The 26,754-nt window shown below is 73.4% G+C and carries 30 protein-coding genes and 1 pseudogene; 7 read left to right on the top strand and 24 right to left on the bottom strand.

Translation table 11 applies throughout. The features are described from left to right. Positions 1 to 117: 117 nt before the first annotated feature. The 10 genes and pseudogenes from trpA to hisI all read right to left on the bottom strand — a co-directional run. Positions 118 to 894: pseudogene (gene trpA, locus ACIGG8_RS12540) on the bottom strand (tryptophan synthase subunit alpha); the annotation flags it as partial. Positions 895 to 896: 2 nt separating this feature from the next. Continuing rightward, the gene (gene trpB / locus ACIGG8_RS12545; protein WP_396547531.1) at positions 897 to 2,147 is read right to left on the bottom strand and encodes a tryptophan synthase subunit beta; all 1,251 of its coding nucleotides are present in this window, start codon (positions 2,145 to 2,147) and stop codon (positions 897 to 899) included. Between the two features lie 49 nt (positions 2,148 to 2,196). Next, complete coding sequence (gene trpM, locus ACIGG8_RS12550) at positions 2,197 to 2,346, bottom strand: tryptophan biosynthesis modulator TrpM (protein ID WP_396547533.1); 150 nt, start codon at positions 2,344 to 2,346, stop codon at positions 2,197 to 2,199. A 9-nt stretch (positions 2,347 to 2,355) separates the two neighbouring features. After that, positions 2,356 to 3,162, bottom strand: coding sequence for an indole-3-glycerol phosphate synthase TrpC (trpC, locus tag ACIGG8_RS12555; protein WP_396547534.1), 807 nt, complete (start codon positions 3,160 to 3,162; stop codon positions 2,356 to 2,358). 212 nt (positions 3,163 to 3,374) lie between these two features. Then, a complete protein-coding gene (locus ACIGG8_RS12560; protein ID WP_350522444.1) occupies positions 3,375 to 3,815 on the bottom strand; it encodes a DUF2752 domain-containing protein in 441 nt (146 codons plus the stop codon). Positions 3,816 to 3,942: 127 nt separating this feature from the next. Next, positions 3,943 to 4,209 carry an HGxxPAAW family protein gene (locus tag ACIGG8_RS12565; RefSeq protein ID WP_396547537.1) on the bottom strand — a complete coding sequence of 89 codons (267 nt, stop codon included), beginning with the start codon at positions 4,207 to 4,209 and terminating at the stop codon, positions 3,943 to 3,945. Positions 4,210 to 4,446: 237 nt separating this feature from the next. Further along, complete coding sequence (locus ACIGG8_RS12570; RefSeq protein ID WP_396547539.1) at positions 4,447 to 5,046, bottom strand: TIGR02234 family membrane protein; 600 nt, start codon at positions 5,044 to 5,046, stop codon at positions 4,447 to 4,449. After that, the gene (locus ACIGG8_RS12575; RefSeq protein WP_396547541.1) at positions 5,043 to 5,576 is read right to left on the bottom strand and encodes a Uma2 family endonuclease; all 534 of its coding nucleotides are present in this window, start codon (positions 5,574 to 5,576) and stop codon (positions 5,043 to 5,045) included. Before ACIGG8_RS12575 ends, ACIGG8_RS12570 begins: the two co-directional genes overlap by 4 nt. A gap of 20 nt (positions 5,577 to 5,596) precedes the next feature. Then, positions 5,597 to 7,120, bottom strand: a complete 1,524-nt coding sequence (locus tag ACIGG8_RS12580) for an anthranilate synthase component I (RefSeq protein ID WP_396547543.1) — start codon at positions 7,118 to 7,120, stop codon at positions 5,597 to 5,599. 41 nt (positions 7,121 to 7,161) lie between these two features. After that, complete coding sequence (hisI, locus tag ACIGG8_RS12585) at positions 7,162 to 7,533, bottom strand: phosphoribosyl-AMP cyclohydrolase (protein ID WP_396547545.1); 372 nt, start codon at positions 7,531 to 7,533, stop codon at positions 7,162 to 7,164. A gap of 134 nt (positions 7,534 to 7,667) precedes the next feature. Here hisI and ACIGG8_RS12590 point away from each other — a divergent pair, with 134 nt between their 5' ends. Both ACIGG8_RS12590 and ACIGG8_RS12595 read left to right on the top strand, forming a co-directional pair. Beyond that, positions 7,668 to 8,243, top strand: a complete 576-nt coding sequence (locus tag ACIGG8_RS12590; RefSeq protein WP_396547547.1) for a hypothetical protein — start codon at positions 7,668 to 7,670, stop codon at positions 8,241 to 8,243. Positions 8,244 to 8,264: 21 nt separating this feature from the next. After that, positions 8,265 to 8,909, top strand: coding sequence for a TIGR03085 family metal-binding protein (locus tag ACIGG8_RS12595; RefSeq protein WP_350522451.1), 645 nt, complete (start codon positions 8,265 to 8,267; stop codon positions 8,907 to 8,909). Positions 8,910 to 9,063: 154 nt separating this feature from the next. Here ACIGG8_RS12595 and ACIGG8_RS12600 read toward each other — a convergent pair whose 3' ends face one another. The 5 genes from ACIGG8_RS12600 to ACIGG8_RS12620 form a co-directional block, all read right to left on the bottom strand. Next, positions 9,064 to 10,203 carry an FG-GAP-like repeat-containing protein gene (locus tag ACIGG8_RS12600; protein WP_396547550.1) on the bottom strand — a complete coding sequence of 380 codons (1,140 nt, stop codon included), beginning with the start codon at positions 10,201 to 10,203 and terminating at the stop codon, positions 9,064 to 9,066. A gap of 68 nt (positions 10,204 to 10,271) precedes the next feature. Then, entirely contained in the window at positions 10,272 to 12,344 is a 2,073-nt protein-coding gene (locus tag ACIGG8_RS12605) for a glycoside hydrolase domain-containing protein (RefSeq protein WP_396547552.1), read from the bottom strand. Positions 12,345 to 12,561: 217 nt separating this feature from the next. Further along, entirely contained in the window at positions 12,562 to 13,968 is a 1,407-nt protein-coding gene (locus ACIGG8_RS12610; protein ID WP_396547554.1) for an FG-GAP-like repeat-containing protein, read from the bottom strand. 104 nt (positions 13,969 to 14,072) lie between these two features. Beyond that, on the bottom strand, positions 14,073 to 14,348 hold the full coding sequence (locus ACIGG8_RS12615; protein WP_350522455.1) for a hypothetical protein: 276 nt from the start codon (positions 14,346 to 14,348) through the stop codon (positions 14,073 to 14,075). Between the two features lie 37 nt (positions 14,349 to 14,385). Beyond that, on the bottom strand, positions 14,386 to 14,613 hold the full coding sequence (locus ACIGG8_RS12620; RefSeq protein ID WP_396547556.1) for a hypothetical protein: 228 nt from the start codon (positions 14,611 to 14,613) through the stop codon (positions 14,386 to 14,388). Positions 14,614 to 14,964: 351 nt separating this feature from the next. Between ACIGG8_RS12620 and ACIGG8_RS12625 the strand changes: the two genes are divergently transcribed. Both ACIGG8_RS12625 and ACIGG8_RS12630 read left to right on the top strand, forming a co-directional pair. After that, on the top strand, positions 14,965 to 15,951 hold the full coding sequence (locus ACIGG8_RS12625) for a LuxR C-terminal-related transcriptional regulator (protein WP_396547558.1): 987 nt from the start codon (positions 14,965 to 14,967) through the stop codon (positions 15,949 to 15,951). Positions 15,952 to 16,129: 178 nt separating this feature from the next. Beyond that, positions 16,130 to 16,909, top strand: a complete 780-nt coding sequence (locus ACIGG8_RS12630) for a VOC family protein (protein WP_350522458.1) — start codon at positions 16,130 to 16,132, stop codon at positions 16,907 to 16,909. A gap of 55 nt (positions 16,910 to 16,964) precedes the next feature. On the opposite strand, the gene hisF is transcribed toward ACIGG8_RS12630, so the two are convergent. From hisF to hisD, 8 genes are read right to left on the bottom strand one after another with little or no spacing between them, the layout of a single operon-like run. Continuing rightward, the gene (gene hisF / locus ACIGG8_RS12635; protein WP_350522459.1) at positions 16,965 to 17,735 is read right to left on the bottom strand and encodes an imidazole glycerol phosphate synthase subunit HisF; all 771 of its coding nucleotides are present in this window, start codon (positions 17,733 to 17,735) and stop codon (positions 16,965 to 16,967) included. Continuing rightward, the gene (locus ACIGG8_RS12640; protein ID WP_350522460.1) at positions 17,732 to 18,163 is read right to left on the bottom strand and encodes a RidA family protein; all 432 of its coding nucleotides are present in this window, start codon (positions 18,161 to 18,163) and stop codon (positions 17,732 to 17,734) included. The genes hisF and ACIGG8_RS12640 overlap by 4 nt, the downstream gene beginning before the upstream one ends. Beyond that, positions 18,160 to 18,885, bottom strand: a complete 726-nt coding sequence (gene priA / locus ACIGG8_RS12645; RefSeq protein ID WP_396547561.1) for a bifunctional 1-(5-phosphoribosyl)-5-((5-phosphoribosylamino)methylideneamino)imidazole-4-carboxamide isomerase/phosphoribosylanthranilate isomerase PriA — start codon at positions 18,883 to 18,885, stop codon at positions 18,160 to 18,162. Before priA ends, ACIGG8_RS12640 begins: the two co-directional genes overlap by 4 nt. A 20-nt stretch (positions 18,886 to 18,905) precedes the next feature. Continuing rightward, positions 18,906 to 19,541 (bottom strand): imidazole glycerol phosphate synthase subunit HisH, encoded by a 636-nt coding sequence (gene hisH, locus ACIGG8_RS12650; protein ID WP_396547562.1) that lies wholly within the window; start codon positions 19,539 to 19,541, stop codon positions 18,906 to 18,908. 31 nt (positions 19,542 to 19,572) lie between these two features. After that, a complete protein-coding gene (locus tag ACIGG8_RS12655) occupies positions 19,573 to 19,725 on the bottom strand; it encodes a hypothetical protein (protein WP_350522463.1) in 153 nt (50 codons plus the stop codon). After that, complete coding sequence (gene hisB / locus ACIGG8_RS12660) at positions 19,722 to 20,315, bottom strand: imidazoleglycerol-phosphate dehydratase HisB (RefSeq protein ID WP_218198172.1); 594 nt, start codon at positions 20,313 to 20,315, stop codon at positions 19,722 to 19,724. Before hisB ends, ACIGG8_RS12655 begins: the two co-directional genes overlap by 4 nt. A 6-nt stretch (positions 20,316 to 20,321) precedes the next feature. Continuing rightward, complete coding sequence (locus tag ACIGG8_RS12665; RefSeq protein ID WP_396547563.1) at positions 20,322 to 21,473, bottom strand: histidinol-phosphate transaminase; 1,152 nt, start codon at positions 21,471 to 21,473, stop codon at positions 20,322 to 20,324. After that, positions 21,470 to 22,777: a histidinol dehydrogenase gene (hisD, locus tag ACIGG8_RS12670; protein WP_396547565.1), complete on the bottom strand. Its 1,308-nt coding sequence runs from the start codon at positions 22,775 to 22,777 to the stop codon at positions 21,470 to 21,472. The genes ACIGG8_RS12665 and hisD overlap by 4 nt, the downstream gene beginning before the upstream one ends. Before the next feature lie 90 nt (positions 22,778 to 22,867). On the opposite strand from hisD, the gene ACIGG8_RS12675 reads away from it, so the two are divergent. From ACIGG8_RS12675 to ybaK, 3 genes are all read left to right on the top strand, one after another. After that, positions 22,868 to 24,448 (top strand): oxidoreductase, encoded by a 1,581-nt coding sequence (locus tag ACIGG8_RS12675; protein WP_396547566.1) that lies wholly within the window; start codon positions 22,868 to 22,870, stop codon positions 24,446 to 24,448. A gap of 129 nt (positions 24,449 to 24,577) precedes the next feature. Next, positions 24,578 to 25,306: an LON peptidase substrate-binding domain-containing protein gene (locus ACIGG8_RS12680; protein ID WP_350522467.1), complete on the top strand. Its 729-nt coding sequence runs from the start codon at positions 24,578 to 24,580 to the stop codon at positions 25,304 to 25,306. 22 nt (positions 25,307 to 25,328) lie between these two features. Continuing rightward, positions 25,329 to 25,823 (top strand): Cys-tRNA(Pro) deacylase, encoded by a 495-nt coding sequence (gene ybaK / locus ACIGG8_RS12685; RefSeq protein ID WP_350522468.1) that lies wholly within the window; start codon positions 25,329 to 25,331, stop codon positions 25,821 to 25,823. A 116-nt stretch (positions 25,824 to 25,939) separates the two neighbouring features. Here ybaK and ACIGG8_RS12690 read toward each other — a convergent pair whose 3' ends face one another. Then, positions 25,940 to 26,704, bottom strand: a complete 765-nt coding sequence (locus ACIGG8_RS12690; RefSeq protein ID WP_396547567.1) for a hypothetical protein — start codon at positions 26,702 to 26,704, stop codon at positions 25,940 to 25,942. Between the last annotated feature and the right edge of the window lie 50 nt (positions 26,705 to 26,754).

Here is a 26,754-nt window from a genome sequence, read left to right on the forward strand (position 1 = left end):
GCGGGGACGGACGGGGGCGGCGCAGGGGGTGGCCCGGAGAGGGGCGTTGCGGGTGATTTTCAGACTGCCAACGGCGCCCGGCCCCCCACCCCCAGAGTCGGCAGTCTGAAAATCATCCAGCCCCCGCACGGCGTCCAGCCCGGCCGCCTCGTCGTCGCCCGCCGCCAGGATCCGCTTCACGAACGCCGAGCCGACGATCACGCCGTCGGCGAACCGCGCGACCTCCGCCGCCTGCACGGCGTCGGAGACGCCGAGCCCGACGCAGACCGGCAGGTCCGTGGTGGCCCGGGTGCGCGCGACGAGGTCCTCGGCCAGCGAGCCGACCGCCGAGCGGGTGCCGGTCACGCCCATGACCGCGGCCGCGTACACGAACCCGCTGCCCGCCGCGGTGACCTCGGCCAGCCGGGCGTCCTTGCTGCTGGGGGCGACCACGAACACGGTGTCCAGCCCGTGCTCGTCCGCCGCCTTGCGCCACTCCTCCGACTCCTCCACCGGGAGGTCCGGCAGGATGCAGCCGGCCCCGCCCGCGGCCGCCAGGTCGGCGGCGAAGCGCGCCACGCCGTAGCGGTCGACCGGGTTCCAGTACGTCATGACCAGCACCGCGGCGTCGGGGTGCGCGGAGGCGACCTCCTGGACGGTGCGCAGCACGTCCTTGATGCGCACGCCGCCGCGCAGCGCGATGTCGTCGGCGGTCTGGATGACGGCGCCGTCCAGCACCGGGTCGGAGTGCGGCAGGCCGACCTCGACCACGTCGCAGCCGCCCTCGATCAGGGCGTTGACCGCCCGGATGCCGCCGTCGACGGTCGGGAAGCCGGCCGGCAGGTAGCCGATCAGCGCGGCGCGGTCCTCGGCCTTGGCGGCCGCCAGGACGCCGCTGAGCTTCGATGCAGCCATGGTCAGTTACCCCCCTGGGCGTTGCCGGCGCCCGGCTCGTCGTACAGGCCGAAGTACTCGGCGGCGGTGTGCATGTCCTTGTCGCCGCGCCCGGAGAGGGAGACCAGGATGGTGGCGTCCGGTCCGAGCTCGCGGCCGAGTTCCAGGGCTCCGGCGAGGGCGTGGGCGCTCTCGATGGCCGGGATGATGCCCTCGGTGCGGGACAGCAGCCGCAGCGCCTGCATCGCCGCGTCGTCGGTGACGGGGCGGTACTCGGCCCGGCCGGTGTCCTTCAGCCAGGCGTGCTCCGGGCCGACGCCCGGGTAGTCGAGGCCGGCCGAGATCGAGTGCGACTCGATGGTCTGGCCGTCCTCGTCCTGGAGGACGTAGGTGCGGGAGCCGTGCAGCACGCCCGGGTCGCCCTTGGTGAGGGTGGCGGCGTGCCGGGGGGTCTCGGCGCCCTCGCCGGCCGCCTCGCAGCCGATCAGGCGCACGTCGGCGTCCGGGATGAACTCGTGGAAGATGCCCATCGCGTTGGAGCCGCCGCCGACGCAGGCGACCACCGCGTCGGGCAGCCGCCCGGTGCGGTCGAGCACCTGCTGCCGCGCCTCGACGCCGATGATCCGGTGGAAGTCGCGGACCATCATCGGGAACGGGTGCGGCCCGGCGACGGTGCCGAACAGGTAGTGGGTGGAGTCCACGTTGGCGACCCAGTCGCGGAACGCCTCGTTGATGGCGTCCTTGAGGGTGCGGCTGCCGGACTTGACGGCCACGACCTCGGCGCCGAGCATCCGCATCCGGGCGACGTTCAGCGCCTGGCGCTGGGTGTCGACCTCGCCCATGTAGATGGTGCAGTCGAAGCCGAAGAGCGCGCAGGCGGTGGCGGTGGCCACGCCGTGCTGGCCGGCGCCGGTCTCGGCGATGATCCGGGTCTTGCCCATCCGCTTGGTGAGCAGGGCCTGGCCCAGCACGTTGTTGATCTTGTGCGAGCCGGTGTGGTTGAGGTCCTCGCGCTTGAGCAGGATGCGCGCGCCGCCCGCCTCGGCGGAGAAGCGGTGCACGTCGGTCAGCGGGCTGGGGCGCCCGGTGTAGTCCTTGAGCAGCGCGTCCAGCTCGGCGGCGAAGGCCGGGTCGGTCTTGGCCTTCTCGTACTCCTCGGCGACCTGCTCGACCGCGGCGACCAGCGCCTCGGGGATGAAGCGGCCGCCGTACGCGCCGAAGTATCCGCGCGCGTCCGGCACCTGGGCACCGGGCAGGTAGTCCTTCTCGGACATGTGGTTTCCCTTGGGGAGTGGGACGACAGTGACGTCTGATCGGCTGGGGTCAGCCGCGCGTCACGCGCCATCGCCGTCCCGGCACCTGCCCGGGCTCACAGCCGATCACGTACCGCACCCGACGCCCCAGCACCCGGCGTGCGGGCGCGCGGCAGCCGCGCGGGCGGCAACCGGGGGCGAGTCGGGCGGCGATCTTCATCGGGCTGTGTCAGTCCTTGTGCCGGACGGCCGGGTGGGCCCCCGCGGCGACCAGGTCGGCGACCGCGGCGCGCGGGTCCTTGCCGGTCACCAGGGACTCGCCGACCAGCACCGCGTCGGCGCCGAGGTTGGCGTAGTTGATCACGTCCAGCGGGCCGCGGACCCCGGACTCGGCGATCTTCACGATGCCGTCCGGGATGGCGTGGACCACGTTCCCGAAGGTGTTGCGGTCCACCTCCAGGGTCTTCAGGTTGCGGGCGTTGACGCCGATGATCCGCGCCCCGGCGTCCACCGCGCGCTTGATCTCCTCCTCGTCGTGCACCTCGACCAGCGGGGTGAGGCCGATCGACTCGGCGCGCTCGATCAGCGACACCAGGGCCGACTGGTCGAGGGCCGCGACGATCAGCAGAGCGAGGTCGGCGCCGTGCGCGCGGGCCTCCCACAGCTGGTAGGCGGTGACGATGAAGTCCTTGCGCAGCAGCGGGGTGTCCACCGCGGCGCGGACGGCGTCCAGGTCGGCGAGCGACCCGCCGAAGCGGCGCTGCTCCGTCAGCACGCTGATCGCGGCGGCACCGCCGGCCGCGTAGTCGCGCGCCAGGGCGGCCGGATCGGCGATCGAGGCCAGGGCGCCCTTGGACGGGCTGGAACGCTTGACCTCGCAGATCACCCGGACCCCGTCGCCCTTGAGGGCGGCGACGCCGTCCTTGGCCTCCGGGGCTTTGGCGGCGCGCTCCTTCAGCTCGTCCAGGGAGACCCGGGCCTGCCGCTCGGCGAGGTCCTCGCGGACCCCTTCGATGATCGAGTCGAGCACACTCACTCAGGAGCCCCCATCGTTTCTGCCAGTTGGCCAGCGAGAGCCGGGCGGGCGGTGACCCGCCGGCTCTTCGATGGTATCGGCACCCGGGAGCGCGGGGCGCATCCGCCCGGCGCGCGTCTCGCGGACCGGACCCCCGCTCCGGCGGCCCTCAACTGCGGCTTCACCGCTTCTCCACCCGTCGGCGGGCCCGTCCGCGGGCGGTGGCCCGGCGCTCAGACCAGCGGGGGCGCCAGACCGGCTCCGACCGGGGAGTTCCGCACCACGGTGAACACCAGCACGAGCAGCGCGATCAGTGCCCAGCGCCGGCCTCCGACGGTGACCCGGGGCGGCGGCCCGCCGGTCAGCGCGGCCCAGGCCCAGCGCAGCCAGAGCACCCCCAGCACGCCGAACAGCAGCACGGCGGCGGCGTTGTCGTGCAGGGCCCCGGTGAGGTCGCCGTGGGTGAGCGCGTGGACGCAGCGCAGCCCGCCGCAGCCGGGGCACCACCAGCCGGTGGCCGTCAGGAACGGGCAGTCCGGGTAGTGCCCGGGGCTGTTGGGGTCCACCACGGCGACGTACGCGGTGGGGACGGCCACCGCCGCCAGCGCGGTCAGCGGCGGGCCGAGCCGGCGCAGCACGGGCGGCGGGGCGGAGGCGGTGGGGGCGGCGTTCACGCCCCGATTCTGCCCGCGCCCGGGCCCGGACACGACGAAACGGCGGGCGCGGCGCGCCCGCCGTTCGGTTGTGCGAAAAAGCGGGTCGTACGGAGGACGGTCGGGCCCCCGTACGGAGGGGTGGTCGTCAGGCGGCGACGGCGGCGACGCGGGCCTCGCGGGCCGCGACCTGCTCCTCGGTCGACTTGTAGACGTTGGTGCTGGGCTGCTTGCCCATGCCGGCCATCGCCATGGCCTTGCCGACCACGCCACCGGCCACGACGACCGCCAGGCCGGCGCAGACGAGGAGCACCGACGGCAGGATCATCGCGACACCGGCGATGCCGAAGCCGACGAAGGAGATGACGACGCCGGTCCAGGCGGCGGGGGTGTGGCCGTGTGCTGCTGCTGCCATCTGAGTGGTGCTCCTTGGCTCTCGGGGCCCGGCCGGGCCTGCGGGGCCGCCGGCGGGTTGACGGAGTCCATTGTGCCGGGCCACACACCCGCCGCCCAAAGCGGGTGGCGGGTCTATCGCGTCACATGCGCACGTCGGGCGGCCGCGGGGCGCGTGCGGCGGGTCGCGGGGCCCGCAGTGGCGGTGGCCCCGGCGCCGGGGCCGTCCGCCGGGGCCGTCCGCCGTGGCGGGTGGGCCTCAGACCGCCGTGGGGTCCTCGCCGCGGTCCAGCGCCTTCCACAGGTCGCCCGGGGTCTCGGCCTTGGCCGCGGTCCTGGCCGGGGCCTTGCCGGTCGGCGCCTCGTAGCGGCTGCCCATGGCGGGCCAGCCGCGGCCGTAGCGCAGGGTGAGCAGCCCGGCGAGGGCCAGCAGCACGCCGCCGACCAGCGCGACCCAGGGCCAGGCCGTGTGCGAGACCCCGGTGGCCGCCGAGCCGGTCAGCGCGAGCTTGCGGGCCGCCTCGGCGTCCAGCGCGGCGGTGTCGCCCGCCCCGGCGACCGACGCGGCGGCCGCGCCGATCCCGGCGAGCAGGGTCAGCGCACCGACCGCCAGCCGTCCCGCGCCGCGCACCGCGAACACCGCGACGGCCGCGGCGAGGCCCACCAGGGCCAGCCCGCCGGGCAGTTCGGAGATCCGGCCGCCGGTGACGGCGACGTCCAGGGTGCCCGCCCGCCCCTCGGCCCAGGTCCGCCCGACCGCGGTCAGCACCAGGACCGCGCTCAGCACGGTGAGCAGCAGCATCACGCCGAGCGTGCGGCGGCTGGGGGCGGCGGGGGCGGGGGTCTGGTCAGCGCTCACCCGTCCACTATCCCCCGACCGACACCCCGGTCCGCACCCGGGGTGGGGGGCGGGGCGGAGGACGGCGTGGGGAAGGGGTCCGTCCGCAGCACCACCGTCCGCCCGCCCAGCGACAGGAACAGGTCGTTGCCGAACGGCACCCGCTCGGCCTCCCGGTACACCCCCTCCGGGGACGGCGCGCTGTGCACGGTGCAGACCGCCGCCGCCGGGTCGACCACCACGTAGAGCGGCACCCCGCTGCGCGCGTACGCCCGCCCGGCCTCCGCCAGGCCCGGCCGGGCCACCTCCAGCACCGCCTCGACCCCGGCCGCGCCGAACCGGCCCCGCTCGCCCCGCACCGCGTCCGGGGCGAGCACCGCCAGGTCGGGGGCGAACACGGCGGGCTCCCGGTCCGGGCCGCCGGGCGCGGCCGGGAAGTCCACCGCCACGCCGGACAGCACCCGGCCGTGGCCCGCCGGCTGCTCGCCGAACTGCCCGGCCGCGCTCAGCACGACCTCCCAGCGCAGCTCGTCGTACGGCACCTCGGGCATCCGGGCCGCCTCCTCACGACTCAGGACAGTTCCGGCCTCCGCAGCGTATTGGCGGTGGCGACGGCCCGCAGCACAGCGGCCGCCTTGTTGCGGCACTCGGTGTCCTCGCCGTGCGGGTCGGAGTCGGCGACCACGCCCGCGCCGGCCTGCACGTACGCCGTGCCGTCGCGCAGCACCGCGGTACGGATCGCGATCGCGGTGTCGGAGTCCCCGGCGAAGTCCAGGTAGCCGACGCAACCGCCGTACAGGCCGCGGCGGGTGGGCTCCAGCTCCTCGATGATCCGCATCGCCCGCGGCTTGGGCGCGCCGGAGAGCGTGCCGGCCGGGAAGCAGGCGGTCAGCACGTCGAAGGCGCTGCGCCCCGGCGCGACCCTGCCGGTGACGGTGGAGACGATGTGCATCACGTGGCTGTAGCGCTCGATCTGCATGAAGTCGACCACCTCGACGCTGCCCGGCTCGCAGACCCGTCCGAGGTCATTGCGGCCGAGGTCGACCAGCATCAGGTGCTCGGCCCGCTCCTTGGGGTCGGCGAGCAGCTCGGCGGCGAGCGCCGCGTCCTCGTGCGGGGTGGCGCCGCGGTGCCGGGTGCCGGCGATCGGGTGCAGCATCGCCTCGCCGTCGGTGACCTTGACCAGCGCCTCCGGGCTGGAGCCGACCACGTCGAAGCCGCCCTCGGCGGTGCCGTCCGGCCCCGGGAAGCGGAACAGGTACATGTACGGGCTGGGATTGGTGGTGCGCAGCACCCGGTAGACGTCCAGCGCGGAGGCCGGGCAGGGCGCCTCGAAGCGCTGCGAGGGCACCACCTGGAAGGCCTCGCCGGCCCGGATCCGCTCCTTGATCTCGTCCACGGCGGCCCGGTACGGCTCGCCGCCGAACGGCGAGTCCACCTCGCCGGGGCCCGCCGGGGTGAAGGTGGCCAGGCCCGGGTCGACCGGCTTGAGCAGGTCGGCCTCCATCGCGTCCAGCCGGCCCACCGCGTCCGCGTAGGCCTCGTCCACGCCGGTGGCCAGGTCGTTGTGGTTGACGGCGTTGGCGATCAGCAGCACGGTGCCGTCGGCGTGGTCGAGCACCGCGAGGTCGGTGGCCAGCATCATGGTCAGCTCGGGGAGCCCGAGGTCGTCCGGGTTGAGGTCGGGCAGCTTCTCCAGCCGGCGGACGATGTCGTAGCCGAGGTAGCCGACCAGGCCGCCGGTGAGCGGGGGCAGGCCGTCGTCGGCGTGCCGCGGGGTGTGCAGCGCCTCCAGGGCGGCCCGCAGCACCTGCAGCGGGTCGCCGCCGGTGGGGATGCCGACCGGCGGGGTGCCGAGCCACCGGGCGTCGCCGTCCCGGCCGACGGTGAGCGTGGCGGCGCTGCGCACGCCGACGAAGGAGTAGCGCGACCAGCTGCGGCCCTGCTCGGCGGACTCCAGCAGGAAGGTGCCGGGCCGCTCCTCGGCGAGGCTGCGGTACAGACCGATCGGGGTGAGGCCGTCCGCGAGGAGCCTGCGGGTGACCGGGATGACCCGGGTGTCGACGGCGAGCTTGCGGAAGGCTTCGAGGTCCATGCGGGGCGGCACCTTCTTGAGTTCTGTGTGTGGGCGGGGGGTCAGGAGAGCGGGAGCACGTCGGCGTCGAAGCAGGTGCGGTCGCCGGTGTGGCAGGCGGCGCCGGTCTGGTCGACCTTGACCAGCAGGGTGTCGCCGTCGCAGTCCAGTGCCACCGACTTGACCGCCTGGACGTGGCCGGAGGTGTCGCCCTTCACCCAGTACTCGCGGCGGCTGCGGCTCCAGTAGGTGCAGCGGCCGGTGGTGAGCGTGCGGTGCAGCGCCTCGTCGTCCATCCAGCCGAGCATCAGCACCTCGCCGGTGTCGTGCTGCTGCGCGATGGCCGGGAGGAGGCCGTCCTCGGTGCGCTTGAGGCGGGCGGCGATCTCGGGGGCCAGGGCGGTGGTGCCGGGAGTGGCGGGTGTGGTGGACATGGGGCCCATTGTGTCAGCCCGGTGGTCCGTCCCGGCGGGTCCGTCCGGCCGGTGGTCCCGGTGGTGCCGCCCGTCCGGGGCGAGTTCGGCCAACCGCCTGCCGGGCGGCCCCTTCGTGGGCCATCCTCGTGGCCATGACGCCCGAGCAGCCGCCCGCAGCCGCCGCCTCCCGCCCCTCCCGCGGCCTGGTCCTCACCGTCGTCGCCGTGCTGGTCGTCCTGCTCGCGGTGGTGGCCACCGCGGCGCTCTGGCCGGACGACCGGAAGCCCGCCGCCGCGCCGCCGCCGACCCCCACGGCCACCCCGACGCCGACGCCCACCCCGACGCCCACCCCCACCCCGACCAAGCCTCAGCCGCCGTACGCCTTCTTCCCGGTCGGCACCTGCTTCGACCACCCGCAGCTGAGCCCGGTGATCACCCGGGCCGAGGAGCGCCCCTGCGGCGGCGAGCACGACGGCGAGGTGATCGCCGACCTCAAGCTGGCCGACAACCTGACCGGCGAGATCCCGATCGCCCTCGCCATGCGGGACGGCTGCAAGGAGGCCGAGGCCGCCGCCAAGACCAGGCAGGCCGACGGGAAGTCCTACTACGGGCGCCAGTTCGGCCCGGCCCTGGTCAACTACCAGCAGGGCTGGCGGGACTACACCTGCGCCCTCACTGCGAGCAACAAGCAGGGCGGCCCCAAGCTCACCGGCCACCTCCGCCCATAGGACGGGCCATAGGCTTCCACCATGTCGAACCACGCCCTCGCCGAACGCCACCGCCTCGCCGAACTGCTCACCGCCGCAGGGCCGGACGCCCCCACGCTCTGCGCCGGCTGGACCACCCGGGACCTCGCCGCCCACCTGGTGATCCGGGAACGCCGCCCCGACGCGGCGGCGGGGATCCGGATCACCGCCCTGGCCGCCCGGACCCAGCGGGTGCAGGACGACTACGCCGCGCGGCCGTACGAGGAACTGATCCGTCTCTTCCGTGCCGGCCCGCCGGTCTACTCGCCCTTCGCCCTGCCCGGCGCGGACGAGGCGGGCAACACGGTCGAGTACTTCGTGCACGCCGAGGACGTCCTGCGGGCCGTCGAGGACTGGACCCCCCAGGCCGTCCCGCCCGGCCGCGCCGAGGCCCTGTGGCGCCGTCTCCCCATGATCGCCCGCTTCGAGGCCGGCCGCCGCTCGCCCGTCCGCCTGGTCCTCGCCCGCCCCGACGGCCGGTCCCTCACCGTCGGCCCGGCCGGCGCCCCCACCGTCCGGATCACCGGGGACCCCGGCGAGCTGGTCCTCTTCACCTACGGCCGCGGCGACCGGACCGCCCTGGACGTGGACGGCGCCCCCGACGCCGTCGAGGCCCTCCGCCACGCCCTGCCGCTGCCCCCGAAGTAGACCGCCCGGGCGCGTCCCGCACGGACGGGGGGAAGGCCGGCATCGCGCCGTGCGGGCGGACGGGTGACGGCGGGTCCGCCGGTCGGGGCTTCCCCCGGCCGGCGGACCCGCCGTCGTGAACTCCGTCACCACGCCGGTTCCGTCCGGCCGCCGGTCACCAGCCGCCGGAGCCGATCTCGGTGCGGGTGCCCAGGCCGCTGCCGGTGCCCTTGTAGAGGTAGAGCTTCCCGGTCTGGCCCGGGTCGGAGTCGACGGCCGCGAGGTCGCCGATGCCGTCGCCGGTGAAGTCCGCGCCCGCGTAGTCGGAGATGCCGTTCCAGCCGCCGGTGCCGATCTCGACGCGGTCACCGAGGCCGTGGCCCGTGCCCGGGTACAGCCACAGCTTGCCGGTCGACTTCTCGGTCGCGACGATGTCGTCCTTGCCGTCCTTGGTCATGTCCCCGGGGCTGACGATCTTGTTCATGCCGTTCCAGCCACCGGAACCGATCTCCACCCGCTTGCCCAGGGCCCCGCCGAGGCCGGGGTACAGGAAGAGCTTGCCGGTGGAGTTCTCGCTCGCCACGACGTCGGCCACGCCGTCGCCGTTGAAGTCGCCCACCGCGGTGTTGTTCATGCCGTTCCAGCCGCCGCTGCCGAGCTCGATCCGGCCTTCGACGCCGTGGCCGTTGCCCGGGTACACCCAGAGCTTGCCGGTCGACTTCTCGGTCGCCACGATGTCGTCCCCGCCGTCACCGTTGAGGTCGCCCACGGCCAGGTTGCTCATGCCGTTCCAGCCGCCGTTGCCGATCAGCACCCGGCTCCCCAGCGCGCCCCTCCCGTTGCCCGGGTACAGCCACAGCTTGCCGGTCGACACCTCGACGGCCACCAGGTCCTTCTTGCCGTCGCCGTTGAAGTCACCCGCCGTCAGGTTCGTCATCCCCGGGTCGGCCGGCCCGGCCGGGTACGGGTCCGCGTGGTCGGTCGAGAGCCCGGTGCCGGGGCTGCAGGTCCACGCGCCGGCCCCCTGGTCGGCGAGGATCTTCTCGGCGATCAGGATCTGTTCCTTCTTGGTCGCCTGGTGCGGATAGGCCGCGTACTGGGTGCCGCCGTAGTGCTGCCAGTTGTACTCGGATATCTGCAGGCCGCCGTAGTAGCCGTTCCCGGTGTTGATGGACCAGTTGCCGCTGCTCTCGCAGGCGGCCACCTTGTCCCAGGTGGCGACCGACGCGGCGCCGGCCGTACCGGCGAGGGCGAGGGGCGCGAGGCCCAGTGCGAGGACGGCCAGGCTCTTGCGCATGCGGGTCTGTGCGGACATGGGTGTGCTCCCCCTGAAGTCGGTGCTGGCGTACGTGGGTTCGGGACGGTGCCGGTTCGCTCGGCGGCTCACCAGCCGCCGGAGCCGATCTCGGTGCGGGAGCTCAGACCGCTCCCGGTGCCCTTGTAGAGGTAGAGCTTCCCGGTCTGCCCCGGGTCCGAGTCGACCGCCGCGAGGTCCCCGATGCCGTCACCGGTGAAGTCCGCACCGGCGTAGTCGGAGATGCCGTTCCAGCCGCCGGTGCCGATCTCGACGCGGTCACCGAGGCCGTGGCCGGTGCCCGGGTACAGCCACAGCTTTCCGGTGGACGTCTCGGTCGCGACGATGTCGTCCTTGCCGTCCTTGTTCATGTCACCCGGGCTGACGATCTTGTTCATGCCGTTCCAGCCACCGGAACCGATCTCCACCCGGCTCCCCAGACCACTGCCCGTCCCCGGGTACAGCCACAACTTGCCCGTCGCGTTCTCACTCGCCACGACATCGTCCTTGCCGTCACCGTTGAAGTCACCGACAGCGGTGTTGTTCATCCCGTTCCAACCACCGGAACCGATCTCCACCCGGTCCCCCACACCACTGCCCGTCCCCGGGTACAGCCAGAGCTTCCCCGTCGACTTCTCCGTCGCCACGATGTCGTCCTTGCCGTCCCGGTTCAGATCACCCACAGCCAGGTTGCTCATCCCGTTCCAGCCACCGTTGCCGATCAGCACCCGGCTCCCCAACGTCCCCGTCCCCGTCCCCGGGTACGACCACAGCTTCCCCGTCGACACCTCCACCGCGACCAGGTCCTTCTTGCCGTTCCCGTTGAAGTCACCCGCCGTCAGGTTCGTCATCCCGGGGTCGTTCACCGGGGCCTTGGCGGCGACGTCGACGTAGTTCCGGTCGATGTTGATGGTCGTCCCGCCGTGCGACTCGGTGACGTTGCCGGCGTACTGGTGGACGCGCTGGTGGTTGGACCAGTACCCCGCCGGGATGTAACTGTCGTCGGTGTCCGCGGCGTTGTTCCAGTTCGCGGACCATGCCACGTCGGGGCGGTCGAAGCCGGTCGAGTTGTAGGCGGCGGCCATGTCCTTGATCCCACTGGACGAGGAACTGTAGACGCCGGAGCGGAAGTTGAGCTCGTGCAGCCGGCCCGTCCAGCCCGACAGGTAGTTCAGCACGTTGGTGCGGTAGCCGGGCGAGTAGTCCTCCATGTCGGTGTAGAGCACCGTGCCGGTGGTGAAGCCCAGGCCCTTGGCCAGCTTCACGGCGGCCTCCGCCGCGGCCCGGCCCTGGCCCTCGGCACCCGAGGAGGAGATCCCCGCGGCCTGGGTGCCCGCGTAGACGGGCAGCAGGTGCCAGCCGGCGCCGCTCTGCTGCGCCACCCACGACGCGGTGAGGTTGTTCTGCGCGCAGACCCGGGTCGGACCGCCGATGTAGATGCCCACACCCCGGTACGGCGAGGAGGCCCAGTCCGCCATCGCGCCGGAGGACGGGGCGGCGCAGGCGTCGAACGCCTTGCCGGTGTAGCCGGTGCTCGGCGTCTCCGAGGCGACCGCCGACGCCGCGGCGGGCGCGGCGAGAGCGCCGGGGACGGCCTTCGGCGGCTGCGGCGCCGGGGCCGCCGTGGCACCGTCGCCGATCGAGGCGGAGGCGAGGATGCGCTGCACCGCGGCGGCCGAGGCCGAGGCGTGACTGGTGGTCACATAGACGCCGGCGCCTTCGAAGGCCACCCGCGCCTCCTGGCCGTCGCTGTCCGGCAGGGCCGGGACACCGTGGCCGGCGGGCACCGCGACGGTGGTGAGGTCGGAGCGCTCGGCAGCGCCGGCGAAGGTCTCCACGACCAGCGCGTCCGCCTTCTCCCCGATCAGGTGGGTCGGGCAGTTCTGGTCCGCGCCGGGGTGGCCGAGGTAGACGGTGTTCCGGTCGAGCCGGACGCAGGTGTCGGGCGCCTGGGCCAGGTCGACCACCGACCAGGCCGACGGCACCTGGAGCGAAAGCCCCTGGTACACAACGGCCTTGACGCTCTGCCCGGCAGTGGCAGCGGAGTCGGCACCGGCGGGCTCGGCTGCCTGGGCGGCGGCCTGTCCCAGCGGCAGGGTGGCGGTGAGGGCACCGGCCGCCACGGCGAGCGCGGCGACACCCCTCAGACGGTGGTGGTTCACGGATCTCTCCAGGGAGACGGGCAGGGCGGAGCCGCCCGGGGACGGATCCGGGCAGGGCGGCGCGCACGGCAGGTCGGGGAAGGTGAGTGGGAAGGTGAGCGGGAAGGGCCGGGGCAGGCCCGCGCGGTGGTCGCGGGCCCGCCCCCGGTTTCAGCGGCCGACCCAGGGGTCAGCCGGGGGGCTCAGCCGGGGGCGCGAGGCTGAGCCGGTGCGGGGTCTACCAGCCGCCGGAGCCGATCTCGGTGCGGGAGCTCAGACCGCTCCCGGTGCCCTTGTAGAGGTAGAGCTTCCCGGTCTGCCCCGGGTCCGAGTCGACCGCCGCGAGGTCGCCGATGCCGTCACCGGTGAAGTCCGCACCCGCGTAGTCGGAGATGCCGTTCCAGCCACCGGTGCCGATCTCCACCCGGTCACCGAGGCCGTGGCCCGTGCCCGGGTACAGCCACAGCTTCCCCGTCGACACCTCGGTCGCGACGACGTCGTCCTTGCCGTCCTTGTTCATGTCACCCGGGCTGACGATCTTGTTCATCCCGTTCCAGCCACCGGAACCGATCTCCACCCGGCTCCCCAGACCACTGCCCGTCCCCGGGTACAGCCACAACTTCCCCGTCGCGTTCTCACTCGCCACGACATCGTCCTTGCCGTCACCGTTGAAGTCACCCACCGCGGTGTTGTTCATCCCGTTCCAGCCACCGGAACCGATCTCCACCCGGTCCCCCACACCACTGCCCGTCCCCGGGTACAGCCAGAGCTTCCCCGTCGACTTCTCCGTCGCCACGATGTCGTCCTTGCCGTCCCGGTTCAGATCACCCACGGCCAGGTTGCTCATCCCGTTCCAGCCACCGTTGCCGATCAGCACCCGGCTCCCCAACGTCCCCGTCCCCGTCCCCGGGTACGACCACAGCTTCCCCGTCGACACCTCCACCGCCACCAGGTCCTTCTTGCCGTTCCCGTTGAAGTCACCCGCCGTCAGATTCGTCATCCCGGGGTCGGTCGGGCCGTCATCGCGGATGGACTTGTTGCGGACCGGCACGAAGGTGCCGTAGCCGGAGAAGTACGGGTAGGGGATCTCGCGGTAGTGGACGCCGCTGCCGGTGAACTCGTAGCCCATGTAGTGGCTGGAGTCGGTCCACTTCTCGAACAGCACCACGTGGCCGTGGGCCCCGCTGTCGTCGTTGAGCAGTGCGTCGCCGGCCTTGAGGTCGCCCTTGGCGATGTGTTCGGTGACGCCCCGCGGGCCGAAGGTGTCGGTGGTCAGCGAGTCGTCGAGCTTCCAGGCCATCGAGACGTAGCCCGAGCAGTCGGTGCGGTACCCGTTGTGCGAGCCGGTCCAGCTGTAGTCGAGACCGATGCCGACCCAGGTCTTGGCCCGCCGGACCGCCTCGGTGCGGGTGACCGTCGGGGCCAGCACGGACGCGGCGGCCGACGAGCCGTCAGCGGCGGGCGCCTGGGCGACCCCGACCGGCTGGCCGGCGCCACCGTACTCGCCGCCTGCGACCGCAGTGGCGGGGGCGGGGGCGGGTTCGGCGGCGAACGCCGTACCGCCCTGGACGACCAGGCCGAGCGACAGCGAGCCGGCCAGCCCGAGGGCGGCGGCGGACGTGCGGAGATAGGCCTTGCGGGACATGCGCACTCCTGAAAATGGCATCGAAAGGACCGGCGCGGCGCGATGGCGCCCGGATCACCGGAAAGGGGAGAGCCGGAGGAAACCCGGCAGGAAGCGGACGGCCGTCAGCCGGCGACGGAGACGTGCCAGGCTTGGAAGGCCGGAGACCGCGCGATGGCGGCGGAACAGATGGCCAGCGAATGGGCGGGGGCGTTGTCGCCACTCCCGCCGCTGGTGAAGACGACGAGGTCGATGGAGTCCTGACGGGCTCTCGACTGGACGTGCTCCAGGCCGCCGAAGGGATCGGCGTGGGCCCAGAGCACGTCCTTCAGGACATGGGCGTCGGCAGCGGTCGGCGGACGCCGGTCGGGGCTCGTCAGGGTGAGGCGGACAATGTGCATCTGGCTCGGTTCGAGCGGCCGGCGCCGACAGCGGCGGTCACTTCTTGTTGTCCCAGCTGATGCTGCCCGGGTCGCCCAGACCGCCCTTGCCGTCCCCCTTGTGGGCGGGCTGGCCGGGGTCGTCCGTGCCGGGGTCGCTCGCCGCGGACACGCCCGTCACGGTGGCCGGTGCGGCGGCGGCGAAGGCGGTGGCGGTCGGCAGAGCGAGCGTGGCCACCACAGCCGCAGCCGCGAGGACACCGGGAACGCGAGCGGTGATCCGCATGGAGAACAACCCCCTGGTCGTTGATCGGTCGGTGCGTCGGACGGCGGCTGGTTCCCGCCGTCCCACCGGCCCGGGGGCTCGGCGCCCCCCGTTCGGTGCTTCACATCCTGCAAGCCCCGGGCGGTGCTCCGGAAGGCCTTCCCCGAGGCATCATCAGGCCAGGCAGCATGTCGCCACCCCGACCGCCCCTGCCGCACCTGCCATCCCGGCCGCACCGACCGCCCCTGTCGCCCCGGTCACATCACCGACGCATCGTCAGATCTCCTTGCACACACATTTGCGAACTGTGAGAATCTTGCCGACGGCCTTGACATGAGCTGGCCGCGCGCATCGCCGAGTCCGGGGGGAATCGTGCTCGAAGTGCTGGGACTGGACCCTACGGCGGAGGCCGTCTACGCGGCCCTGCTGGTCGAGCCCGGGTGTGGGGTCACCGCCCTGTGCGGCCGGCTCGGCCTCTCCGAGACCGCCGTCAGAGAGGCCCTCGACCAGCTCGCGGACCTGACGCTGCTGCGCCCCTCCCAGGAGGTCTCGGGTGCGCTCCGCCCGGTCAGCCCGGCGATCGGCCTGGAGGCCGTCATCCGCCGCCAGGAGGACGACCTCGCCCGCCGCCAGCAGGAGCTGGCCGCCAGCAAGGCCGCCGTGGCCCGGGCCGTGGCCGCCTACGCGGACCTGGTGCCCAACACCACCTCGGACGCCACCGAGCGCCTGGTCGGGATGGACGCGATCCAGGCCAAGCTCGAAATGCTGGCGCGCGACCTCCGGGAGGAGTTCCTCGCCGCGATCTCGGGCGGCGCGCAGTCGCAGGCCAGCATGGACGCCGCCCGTCCGCTCGACCAGGACGCGCTGGAGCGCGGCGTCGCCATGCGGACGCTCTACCAGGACAGCGTCCGCAACGACCAGGCCACCCACGCGTACGCCCAGTGGCTCACCGGGCTCGGCGGCCAGGTGCGGACGGCTCCCCTGCTGCCGCCCCGGCTGCTGGTCTTCGACCGGCACACCGCCGTCGTCCCGATCGACCCGACGCAGACCAGGCTCGGGGCGCTCTGCACCAGCGAGCCCGGGCTGGTCGCCTCGCTCGTCGCCCTGTTCGAACAGGCCTGGTCCACCGCGGTGCCGCTCGGTGCCGACCAGCCCACCCACCACGACACCGGCCTCACCGCGGCCGAACGCGACCTGCTCCGGCTGCTCGGGACGGGCCTGACCGACGAGGCCGCCGGCAAGCGGCTCGGCGTCTCGGTGCGCACCGTGCGCCGCCAGATGTCCGCCCTCATGGAGCGGCTCGATGCCGCCAGCCGCTTCGAGGCCGGCCTCAAGGCGGCGCAGCGCGGCTGGCTGTAGGCGGGTCCGCCGACCGCCGACCGCCGACCGCCGACCGCCGACCGCCGACCGCCCGGGAACGCGCGTGCCCGGGTGCGGATGTCAGTGCCCGGGTGCAGACTCGCAGGTGGCCGGGAGGGGGCGTGTGCGCGCCCGACGGAACCGCCCCGGTCACTCTCCGTCGAAGGGGCACCACTCCATGCTCACCACCGACTTCCCCACCGGCTCCCCCTGCTGGATCGACCTGGGCAGCCCGAACATCCGGGCCACCGCCTCGTTCTACGGCTCGGTCTTCGGCTGGGCCTTCCACGAGGTGCCCGAGACCGGTGGCTACGGTTTCCTCCAGCGGGGCGGCAAGACCGTCGCCGCCCTCGGCAACCTGGACGAGGGCGCCCGGTCGGCCTGGACGACGTACTTCCGCACCGAGGACGTGGACGCCACCGTGAAGGCCGCCGAGCAGGCCGGCGCCACCGTCCGGGTGCCACCGACGGACGTCATGCAGGAGGGCCGGTTCGCCGCGCTCACCGATCCGCACGGCGCCGAGTTCGCGCTCTGGCAGGCGGGGAACACCAAGGGGCTGGACGTCGTGTCCGAGGACGACACCCTGGTCTGGTCCGAGCTGCACACCTCGGACCAGGACGGGGCCTTCGGCTTCTACCAGCGGCTGTTCGGGTGGCGGGTGGAGAACTTCGAGCCGTCGCCGGGGATGACCTACCGGGTGATCTCGACTGCCGAGGGCGACCAGCAGGCCACCAGCTTCGGCGGCATCGCCCCGACGATGACCCCGGAGCAGCCCTCCGCGTGGACGCCGTACTTCGCGGCGGCCGACGTGGACGCGGTGATCGCCAGGGTGACGGCGGCGGGCGGCACGGTGCTGATGCCGGCCTCGGACGTGGAGAACGTCGGCCGGCTGGCCTGGCTGGCGGACCCGAACGGCGCCCCGTTCGCCCTGATCAAGGGCGAGCCGCAGGAGTCCTGAGCACACGGGCGGGGCCCGCGGTTCCGAGAACCGCGGGCCCGGGGTTGCGCACGGGTCACCGCACCGGGTGTCCGGCCTCCCGCAGCGCGCCCTTGACCTCGCCGATCCGCAGGTCCCCGAAGTGGAAGACGCTGGCGGCCAGCACCGCGTCCGCGCCCGCGTCGACGGCGGGCGCGAAGTCGGCGAGCTTGCCGGCGCCGCCGGAGGCGATCACCGGCACCGAGACGGCCTTGCGCACGGACCGGATCATCTCCAGGTCGTAGCCGTCCTTGGTGCCGTCCGCGTCCATCGAGTTGAGCAGGATCTCCCCGGCGCCCAACTCGGCCGCGCGGCCGGCCCATTCGACGGCGTCCAGGCCGGTGCCCCGGCGCCCGCCGTGGGTGGTCACCTCGAAGCCCGACGCGGTCTCCGTACCGGGCGGGCAGCGCCGGGCGTCGACCGAGAGCACCAGCACCTGCCGGCCGAACCGCCGGGCGATCTCCCGGACCAGCTCCGGGCGCTCGATCGCGGCGGTGTTGACGCCGACCTTGTCGGCGCCGGCCCGCAGCAGCTTGTCCACGTCCTCGACGGCGCGGATGCCGCCGCCGACGGTGAGCGGGATGAAGACCTGCTCGGCGGTGCGACGGACCACGTCGTAGGTGGTCTCGCGGTCGCCGGAGGAGGCGGTGATGTCGAGGAAGGTCAGTTCGTCGGCGCCCTCGGCGTCGTAGAGCTTGGCCATCTCGACCGGGTCGCCGGCGTCGCGCAGGTTCTGGAAGTTGACGCCCTTGACCACCCGCCCGGCGTCCACGTCCAGGCAGGGGATGACTCGTACGGCGAGGGTCACGGCTGTTTGCCTTCCAGGGTCTTTGCCAGCCCGGAGCGGTACGCGTCGAGCTCGATCTCGACCATCATCCGGGAGTCGATCAGTCCCTCGACCACCACCATGGTGGCCACCGGGCGTGCGGCGTCGAAGAGTTCGCGGTGGGCGCGGCCCACTTCCTCGGCGTCGCGGACGTGGGTGATGTACATCCGGGTGCGGACCACGTCGTCCGCGGTCAGACCGTACGCGGCCAGGGCCTTGAGCCCGACGCCGAACGCGGCGAGGGTCTGCCGGTACGGGTCGCCCTCGTGCTCGATCCGGCCGTCCACCCAGGCGGTGGAGCCGGCCACGTGCACGTGGTCGCCGGCGGCGATGGCTCGGGAGTAGCCGAACTCGTCCTCCCAGGGAGAGAATCCGCCGACCCGCCCGCGTACGATCCGACCGTCCGTCATCCTGAAACCGCCTCCAGGGCCTCTTCGAGGGTGAACTTCTGCTCGTAGAGTGCCTTGCCCACGATGGCGCCCTCGACACCCTCGCCGACCAGGGTGGCGATGGCGCGCAGGTCGTCCAGCGAGGAGACGCCGCCGGAGGCGACGACCGGGCGGTCGGTGGCGGCGCAGACGTCGCGCAGCAGCTGCAGGTTGGGGCCGGTCAGGGTGCCGTCGCGGTTGACGTCGGTGACGACGTAGCGGGCGCAGCCCTCCTGGTCGAGGCGCGTCAGCACGTCGAAGAGCTGGCCGCCGTCGCGGGTCCAGCCGCGGCCGCGCAGGGTGGTGCCGACCACGTCCAGGCCGACGGCGATCTTGTCGCCGTGCTCGGCGATGGCCTTGGCGACCCACTCGGGGGCCTCCAGGGCGGCGGTGCCGAGGTTGACCCGGGTGCAGCCGGTGGCGAGGGCGCGGGCGAGCGACTCGTCGTCGCGGATGCCGCCGGACAGCTCGACCTTGATGTCCAGCCGGCCGGTGACGTCGCGCAGCAGCTCGTAGTTGGAACCGGTGCCGAACGCGGCGTCGAGGTCGACCAGGTGCAGCCACTCGGCGCCGGCGTTCTGCCAGGCGAGGGCGGCGGCCAGCGGCTCGCCGAAGGAGGTCTCGGTGCCGGAGGCGCCCTTGACCAGACGGACGGCCCGGCCGTCGCGGACGTCGACGGCGGGAAGCAGTTCGAGGCGGCTCATCAGTAGCAACTCTCAGACAGTCAGAGGGTGTTGACCCAGTTGGTCAGCAGGGCGGCGCCGGCGTCGCCGGACTTCTCGGGGTGGAACTGGGTGGCCCACAGCGGACCGTTCTCGACGGCCGCGACGAACGGCTGCCCGTGCGTGGCCCAGGTGACCAGCGGCGGGTTGATCCGCGCGCTGTGGATCTCCAGGTCCCAGTGCCGCACGCCGTAGGAGTGCACGAAGTAGAAGCGGGTCTCCGGGTCGAGGCCGGCGAACATCCGGCTGCCCTCGGGCACGTCCACGGTGTTCCAGCCCATGTGCGGGACGACCGGGGCCTCCAGCGGCTCGACGGTGCCCGGCCACTCGTCGCAACCGGCCGTCTCCACGCCGTGCTCGACCCCCTTCTCGAAGAGGATCTGCATGCCGACGCAGATGCCCATGACCGGGCGGCCGCCGGCCAGGCGGCGGCCGATGATCCAGTCCCCGCGGACCGACTTCAGCCCGCGCATGCAGGCCTCGAAGGCGCCCACGCCGGGGACGAGCAGGCCGTCCGCGGCCATCGCGGTGTCGTAGTCGGAGCTGACCGTGACGTTCGCCCCGGTCCGCTCCAGGGCGCGCTGCGCGGAGCGGAGGTTGCCGGAGCCGTAGTCGAGGACGACGACGTTCTTGCCCATGTTCAGGTGTCCAGTCTCTCTACGGCGGGTCTTACAGGCGCATGAGGCCGGAGGCCAGGCACATCACGGCACCGAACGCCAGCACCAGGATGACGCTCTTCGACTGCTTCTGCTTCCAGAAGGAGATCACCCCGCCGGCCAGGAAGAGGCCGACGAAGATGAGGATCATCGCGATGTTGTTCACAGCGCACCCTTGGTCGACGGGAGGATGCCGGCCGCGCGCGGGTCGCGCTCGGAGGCGTAGCGCAGCGCACGGGCCAGCGCCTTGAACTGGCACTCCACGATGTGGTGGGCGTTGCGCCCGTACGGCACGTGGACGTGCAGCGCGATCTGCGCCTGGGCCACGAAGGACTCCAGGATGTGCCGGGTCATCGTGGTGTCGTAGCTGCCGATCATCGGCGCCATGTTCTCGGGCTCGGTGTGCACCAGGTAGGGCCGGCCGGAGAGGTCCACGGTGACCTGGGCGAGGGACTCGTCCAGCGGCACCGTGCAGTTGCCGAAGCGGTAGATGCCGACCTTGTCGCCGAGCGCCTGCTTGAAGGCGGCGCCGAGCGCGAGGGCGGTGTCCTCGATGGTGTGGTGGGTGTCGATGTGCAGGTCGCCGTCGGTCTTGACGGTGAGGTCGAACAGACCGTGCCGACCGAGCTGGTCGAGCATGTGGTCGTAGAAGCCGACGCCCGTGGAGATGTCGGTCCGACCCGTGCCGTCCAGGTCTATCTCGACCAGGACGGAGGTCTCCTTGGTGGTGCGCTCGACGCGTCCGATGCGGGACATTCGGGGTTACAGCTCCTGACTGGCAGCGCGCGCGGAGCGCGCTCGATCAAGGGTGGGGGTGGGAGACGGGAGGGCGGTGCGGACGGCGTCCAGGAAGGCGTCGTTCTCGGCGGGCGTGCCGGCGGTGACGCGCAGCCACCCGGGCACGCCGTTGTCGCGGACCAGGACGCCCTGGTCGAGGATGGCCTGCCAGACGGCGTGGGTGTCGGCGAAGCGGCCGAACTGGACGAAGTTGGCGTCCGAGTCGGTCACGTCGAGGCCCATCCCGCGCAGTGCGTCGACCAGCCGGTCGCGCTCCTCCTTGAGCCGGCCGACGTACCCGAGCAGGGTGTCGGTGTGCTCCAGGCAGGCCAGCGCGGTGGCCTGGGTGACGGCGGACAGGTGGTAGGGCAGGCGGACCAGCTGGACGGCGTCCACCACCGCCCGGTCGGCGGCCAGGTACCCCAGGCGCAGCCCGGCCGCGCCGAAGGCCTTGGACATGGTGCGGCTGACCACCAGGTTGGGGCGGCCCTCGATCAGCGGCAGCAGCGAGTCCCGGTGCGAGAACTCGACGTAGGCCTCGTCGACGACGACCAGGCTGGGCCGGGCGGCCTGGGCGGCCTCGTACAGCCGCAGCACGGTGTCGGCCTCGACGGCGGTGCCGGTCGGGTTGTTCGGCGAGCAGACGAAGACGACGTTCGGCCGGTGCTCGGCGATGGCCGCGAGGGCGGCGTCCACGTCGATGGTGAAGTCGTCGTTGCGCGGGCCGGAGATCCAGGCGGTGCCGGTGCCCCGGGAGATCAGCGCGTGCATCGAGTACGAGGGCTCGAAGCCGAGCGCGCTGCGCCCGGGGCCGCCGAAGGTCTGCAGCAGCTGCTGGAGCACCTCGTTGGAGCCGTTGGCGGCCCACACCTGTTCGCGGGTCACGGCGAAGCCGGTGGTCCTGCCGAGGTACGCCGCCAGGCCCTCGCGCAGCTCGACCGCGTCCCGGTCGGGGTAGCGGTTCAGCCCGCGGGCGGCGTCGGCGACGCGCTCGGCGATCCGGGCCACCAGCTCCTCGGGCAGCGGGTACGGGTTCTCGTTGGTGTTCAGCTGGACGGGGACGTCCAACTGCGGCGCGCCGTACGGGGACTGGCCGCGCAGTTCGTCCCGGATGGGGAGGTCGTCGATGTCCGTCACGAGCCGGGTACCGTCCAGTCGAAGCGGGCCTTGATGGCGTCCCCGTGGCCGGGGAGGTCCTCCGCCTCTGCCAGGTTGACCACGTGCGCGGCGACGTCCGCCAGCGCGTCCCGGTCGTACTCGACGACCTGGACGCCGCGCAGGAAGGTCTGCACCGACAGTCCGGAGGAGTGGCAGGCGCAGCCGCCGGTCGGCAGCACGTGGTTGGAGCCGGCCGCGTAGTCGCCCAGCGAGACCGGGGTCCAGCGGCCGATGAAGATCGCGCCCGCGTTGACGACGCGCTCGGCCACCGCGTGCGGGTCGCGGGTCTGGATCTCCAGGTGCTCGGCCGCGTACGCGTTGACCACGGCGAGGCCCTGGGTCAGGTCGTCGACCAGGATGATGCCGGACTGCTTGCCGCCCAGCGCCTCGGCGACCCGCTCGCTGTGCTTGGTCCTGGCGACCTGCACGGCCAGCTCGGCCTCGACCGCGTCGGCCAGCTCCGGGGAGTCGGTGACCAGCACCGAGCCGGAGGTCGGACCGTGCTCGGCCTGGCTGATGAGGTCGGCGGCGACGTCGGACGGCAGCGCGCTGTCGTCGGCGAGGACGGCGATCTCGGTCGGGCCGGCCTCGGAGTCGATGCCGATCCGACCGGCGAAGTAGCGCTTGGCGGCGGCCACGTAGATGTTGCCCGGGCCGGTGACCATGTTCACGGGGGCGCACTCCTCGGTGCCCAGCGCGAACATCGCGACCGCCTGGGCGCCGCCGACGGAGTAGACCTCGTCGACGCCGAGCAGCGCGCAGGCCGCCAGGATGGTGGGGTGGACCCGCCCCGCGAACTCCTTCTGCGGCGGGGAGGTGACCGCGATGCCGCGGACGCCCGCCTCCTGGGCCGGCACCACGTTCATCACCACGGAGGACGGGTAGACCGCCAGACCGCCCGGCACGTACAGCCCGACCCGCTCGACCGGCACCCAGCGCTGGGTGACCGTGCCGCCCGGCACCACCCGGGTGGTGTGCCCGGTGCGGCGCTGGTCCGCGTGCACGGCGCGGGCCCGGCGGATGGACTCCTCCAGCGCGGCGCGCACCTTCGGGTCCAGCGTCTCCAGGGCCTCGGTCAGCTGCTCGGCCGGGACACGGGTCGACTCCAGCCGCACGCCGTCGAAGCGCTCGGTGATCTCGATCAGCGCCGCGACCCCGCGATGGCGTACGTCCTCGGCGATCGGCCGCACCTTCTCCAGTGCGGCCGCCACGTCGAACTCGGCACGGGGCAGCAGGTCACGCGGGTCGTCGAGCGAGCCGCGGAGGTCGATTCGAGAGATCACGCCACCCAGTGTAAGGAGTGACCGGAATCGCTGGTCCCTCATTTCAGTCCGTGATACGAAAGGCGAGACGACCGGGGGACGGGGGAAACCATGGCGGATCGCGCTCCAGAGGGCTGGACCGACACCGAACGCGAGGTGTGGGAGGCCTACCACCAGGGCGAGATCCTGGACCTCCGCAGTGGCGAAGCCGACACCGACGACCCCTTCGGCGACGCCGTCTGGGGCGCCCGGCGCACCGTCCGCGCCGAGGTGCTCGCCCACCTGCTGCTGGCCGGCCCGGAGCCCGCCCCCGGGCACGTCGCCTCGCTGCGCCTCAGCGGCGTCCTGGTCACCGGCGCGCTCAACCTGGCCGGCGCCGCCATCGGCGCCTACGTCGAGCTCCACAACTGCCGCTTCGAGCACAAGATCCTCATCTCCGAGGCGGCGGCCTCCACGCTGCGCTTCGTGAACTGCCTGGTCCCCCGCCTGGAGGCCTCCCGGCTCTCCACCACCGGCGACCTCCACCTCGCCCGCTGCCGCTTCCCCGACGGCATCCGGCTCACCGACGCCCGGATCGGCACCGACCTGCTGCTCAACCAGGCCGTCATCGGCGGCGACCGCTACGGCCGCGCCGTCTCCGCCGACGGGATCACCGTCAACCAGGACTTCGAGGCCGAACGGATGGAGGCCACGGGCGAGTTGAGCATCCGCACGGCCCGCATAGGCGGCCGGCTGTCGCTCCGCGGCGCCCAGCTGCGCGCCGACCGGCGGCTCAACCACACCTGTCTCAACGCCGTCCGGGTCACCGTCGGCCACACCCTCTACCTGACCGGCTCGGCGGACCTCGGCTGGGTCGGCTCCCGCGGCTACTACGGCTCCGGCTACGGCGAGACCCCTCCGCCCGACGGCCCCGTCACCCCCTTCCGCGCCTTCGGGCGGGTCCGGCTCTCCGACAGCCGCTTCGACGGCGCCTGCCTGATATCCGGCGAGTTCCACCTGGAGGACGACGACGAGCTCTCGCTGCGCCGCATCCACACCCCCGAGCTGCGCTTCACCTGCAGGTTCCGCCCGACCGGCACCGTCTCGCTCTCCCGCGCCCGGGTCGGCAACCTGGTCGACACCCCGCAGGCCTGGCCGCTCGGCAAGCACCTGGGCCTCACCGGCTTCGTCTACGAGAACCTGCGCCCGAGCACGGCCTTCCCGGTCCACGAGCGGATCGCGTGGCTGGAGGGCTCCTCCGTCGAGTTCCAGCCGGAGTCCTACGAGCAGCTGGCCGCCGCGCTGCGCCGCGACGGCGCCGACGACGACGCCCGCGAGGTGCTGTACGCCAAGCAGCGCCGCCGCCGCCGGACCCTGCCGCTGCCCGCCCGGACCTGGGGCGCCGTCCAGGACCTCACCGTCGGCTACGGCTACCGCCCGGGACGGGCGGGCCTGTGGCTGCTGCTGGCCTGGATCGTCGGCAGCCTCTGGTTCTCCACCCACCCGCTGGACCCGCTCAAGGCCGACGAGCGCCCGCACTGGAGCCCGGTGCTCTACACGCTCAACCAGCTGCTGCCGATCGTGGACCTCAACCAGGGCGGCTGGAACCCGGGCGGCCTGTCCCAGTGGATCTCCGCCGCGCTGGTGATCATCGGCTGGCTGCTCGCCTCCACCGTCGTCGCGGGCGCCACCCGGATGCTGCAGCGCGGGTAGCCCGGACGGCCCGGGCAGCGCGGACGGGCCCGGCGCCCCGGGCGGTTCGGCCGGCGCCGACGGCGCCGATGGCACCGATCGTCGCGGGCGAGCGACGAACGGCGGGTCGGGGGAACTACGCTGTCCGCCGTGACAGAACGGCTTCCGCTCTTCCCGCTGAACACCGTGCTCTACCCGGGCCTGGTGCTGCCCCTGAACGTCTTCGAGGAGCGCTACCGCCGTCTCGTCGCCGACCTGCTCGAACAGCCCGAGGACACGCCGCGGCGCTTCGGCATCCTCGCGATCAAGGACGGCCGCGAGGTCGCCCCGGTCCGGGCCGAGGAGGGCCCGGCCGGGCCGCTCGACGGCCTCGGCACCGTCACCGGGGACCCGCTGGAGGCGATCTTCCCGGTCGGCTGCGTCGCCGACGTCGCCTCCGCCCAGCACCAGCCGGACGGCCGCTACGAGCTCCTGGTCACCGGCACCACCCGGTTCCGGCTCCACTCGGTGGACGCCTCCGGTCCGTACCTGACCGGCGAGATCGAGCCGATCGAGGAGCACCCCGGCGAGGGCTCCGGCGCCCTGGCCGCCGAGGTCGAGCGGGCGTTCCGGGTGTACCAGAAGCGCCTCGCCGGCGCCCGCGAGGCCAGCACCGTCGGCCGTCAGGACCTTCCCGACGACCCGCAGGTGCTCTCCTACCTGGTCGCCGCCGCCTCGGTGTTCGAGACCCCGGTCAAGCAGCAGCTGCTCGCCTGCCCGGACACCGCCCAGCGCCTGCGCACCGAACTCGACCTGCTGCGCCGCGAGACCGCCGTCCTCACCTGGCTGCCCTCGCTGCCCGCCGTCGACCTCACCCGCCAGTCCTTCAGCCCCAACTGACCCAGGAGCCTCCGGACCCCGCATGGCCAAGAAGACCAAGAAGGGCGGCCAGGGCACGCCCGCGACCGTCGCCCTGGAAGCCGCCGCCGTCCCGTTCACCGTGCACGCCTACGACCACGACCCGGCCGCCGCGTCCTACGGCGGCGAGGCGGCCGAGGTCCTCGGTGTGGCCGCCGAGCGCGTCTTCAAGACCCTGGTGGCCGACGTGGACGGCACCCTCACCGTCGGCGTGGTCCCCGTCGCCGGGCAGCTCGACCTCAAGGCGCTGGCCTCGGCGGTCGGCGGCAAACGCGCCGCGATGGCCGACCCCGCCGCCGCCGAACGCAGCAGCGGGTACGTCCGCGGCGGCATCTCCCCCCTGGGCCAGCGCCGCCCGCTGCGCACCGTCATCGACGCCAGCGCCCTCGCCCACGCGACCGTCTACGTCTCGGCGGGCCGCCGGGGCCTGGAGGTGGAGCTCGCCCCCACCGACCTCATCGCCCTCACCGGGGCCCGGACCGCCCCCATCGCCCGCTGACAGCCCACTCCCCGAGAGGGCACTGGACGAACCGGGCGCCCGCGCCCCCGGAAACGCCGCAGGGCGGAAGCCCGGGGCCCGTACCGGACCACCGACCCTCCGCCCTGCGCCGAGCCTCAGACCCGGTCCTGCGGCCCCTGCGGGCTCTGCGGGCTCTGCGGTCCCACCGGACCCTGCGGCTCCATCGGGGCCTGCGCCGTGGGCGCCCAGTACGGCGGCGGGTCCTCCTCCCGCTTCCCGACCGCCGCCGAGAGCGCGAGCAGCAGCACCATCGCCGCCATCGGCCACACCAGCAGCGCGCCCAGCGCCCCGAGGTCGATGTTCGCGTCGAAGTGTCCGCCGTTGCCGACCCGCCGGGCCTCCGCGATCAGGTCCTTGCTCGGCCCGAGCCACCGCCCGATCCGCCAGGCCCCCACCGACCCGAGCAGTCCGCCGACGGCCAGCCCGAGCGCGACCGCGATGCCGCCCCCGCGCCGCCGGGTGACCAGGAACGCGCCGAGCGCGGTCAGGATCCCGGCGCCCAGGCCGATGATCGCGAACACCGCGTCGGCCCCGGCCCGCTGCTCGCCCTCGGGGTCCGCGTAGAGGATCCGGTCGCCGTCCACGACCAGCGGCACCTTCGGCGCCAGCCACACCCACAGCGCGGCCATCACCAGCCCGGCCACCAGGCAGGCGACGACGATCCCGGCCCCGATCCGCACCTCCGGCAGCAGCCGCTGCGCCAGCGAGGTCCCCTGGGCGCCGGACGCGTCGGACGCGACCCCCTGCGGAGGCGCGTACGGGTCGGGCGCGGTGTCGGGCGCGGCGACGGGCACGGCGTCTTCCGGCGCCGCCTGCACATCGGTGTGGGCGGGATCCGGAGGTGTGTTCGGTACGGTCACAGGCCCCATCGTTTCACGACAGCCCCCGGAAGGGCCCAACCACCCGTTCG

The organism is Kitasatospora sp. NPDC085464 (assembly GCF_044541955.1).
Lineage (GTDB): Bacteria > Actinomycetota > Actinomycetes > Streptomycetales > Streptomycetaceae > Kitasatospora.

Excerpts from the sequence above, each read along its gene's own strand:
- ACIGG8_RS12675 (WP_396547566.1), top strand. The coding sequence starts at position 22,868 with ATGGCGGATCGCGCTCCAGAGGGCTGGACCGACACCGAACGCGAGGTG.
- ACIGG8_RS12590 (WP_396547547.1), top strand. The coding sequence starts at position 7,668 with ATGACGCCCGAGCAGCCGCCCGCAGCCGCCGCCTCCCGCCCCTCCCGC.
- ybaK (WP_350522468.1), top strand. The coding sequence starts at position 25,329 with ATGGCCAAGAAGACCAAGAAGGGCGGCCAGGGCACGCCCGCGACCGTC.
- ACIGG8_RS12600 (WP_396547550.1), bottom strand. The coding sequence starts at position 10,203 with ATGTCCGCACAGACCCGCATGCGCAAGAGCCTGGCCGTCCTCGCACTG.
- ACIGG8_RS12630 (WP_350522458.1), top strand. The coding sequence starts at position 16,130 with ATGCTCACCACCGACTTCCCCACCGGCTCCCCCTGCTGGATCGACCTG.
- hisI (WP_396547545.1), bottom strand. The coding sequence starts at position 7,533 with ATGTCCACCACACCCGCCACTCCCGGCACCACCGCCCTGGCCCCCGAG.
- ACIGG8_RS12615 (WP_350522455.1), bottom strand. The coding sequence starts at position 14,348 with ATGCACATTGTCCGCCTCACCCTGACGAGCCCCGACCGGCGTCCGCCG.
- ACIGG8_RS12565 (WP_396547537.1), bottom strand. The coding sequence starts at position 4,209 with ATGGCAGCAGCAGCACACGGCCACACCCCCGCCGCCTGGACCGGCGTC.
- ACIGG8_RS12580 (WP_396547543.1), bottom strand. The coding sequence starts at position 7,120 with ATGGACCTCGAAGCCTTCCGCAAGCTCGCCGTCGACACCCGGGTCATC.
- ACIGG8_RS12620 (WP_396547556.1), bottom strand. The coding sequence starts at position 14,613 with ATGCGGATCACCGCTCGCGTTCCCGGTGTCCTCGCGGCTGCGGCTGTG.
- ACIGG8_RS12595 (WP_350522451.1), top strand. The coding sequence starts at position 8,265 with ATGTCGAACCACGCCCTCGCCGAACGCCACCGCCTCGCCGAACTGCTC.
- hisB (WP_218198172.1), bottom strand. The coding sequence starts at position 20,315 with ATGTCCCGCATCGGACGCGTCGAGCGCACCACCAAGGAGACCTCCGTC.
- trpM (WP_396547533.1), bottom strand. The coding sequence starts at position 2,346 with ATGAAGATCGCCGCCCGACTCGCCCCCGGTTGCCGCCCGCGCGGCTGC.
- ACIGG8_RS12610 (WP_396547554.1), bottom strand. The coding sequence starts at position 13,968 with ATGTCCCGCAAGGCCTATCTCCGCACGTCCGCCGCCGCCCTCGGGCTG.
- ACIGG8_RS12640 (WP_350522460.1), bottom strand. The coding sequence starts at position 18,163 with ATGACGGACGGTCGGATCGTACGCGGGCGGGTCGGCGGATTCTCTCCC.
- priA (WP_396547561.1), bottom strand. The coding sequence starts at position 18,885 with ATGAGCCGCCTCGAACTGCTTCCCGCCGTCGACGTCCGCGACGGCCGG.
- hisH (WP_396547562.1), bottom strand. The coding sequence starts at position 19,541 with ATGGGCAAGAACGTCGTCGTCCTCGACTACGGCTCCGGCAACCTCCGC.
- trpB (WP_396547531.1), bottom strand. The coding sequence starts at position 2,147 with ATGTCCGAGAAGGACTACCTGCCCGGTGCCCAGGTGCCGGACGCGCGC.
- ACIGG8_RS12575 (WP_396547541.1), bottom strand. The coding sequence starts at position 5,576 with ATGCCCGAGGTGCCGTACGACGAGCTGCGCTGGGAGGTCGTGCTGAGC.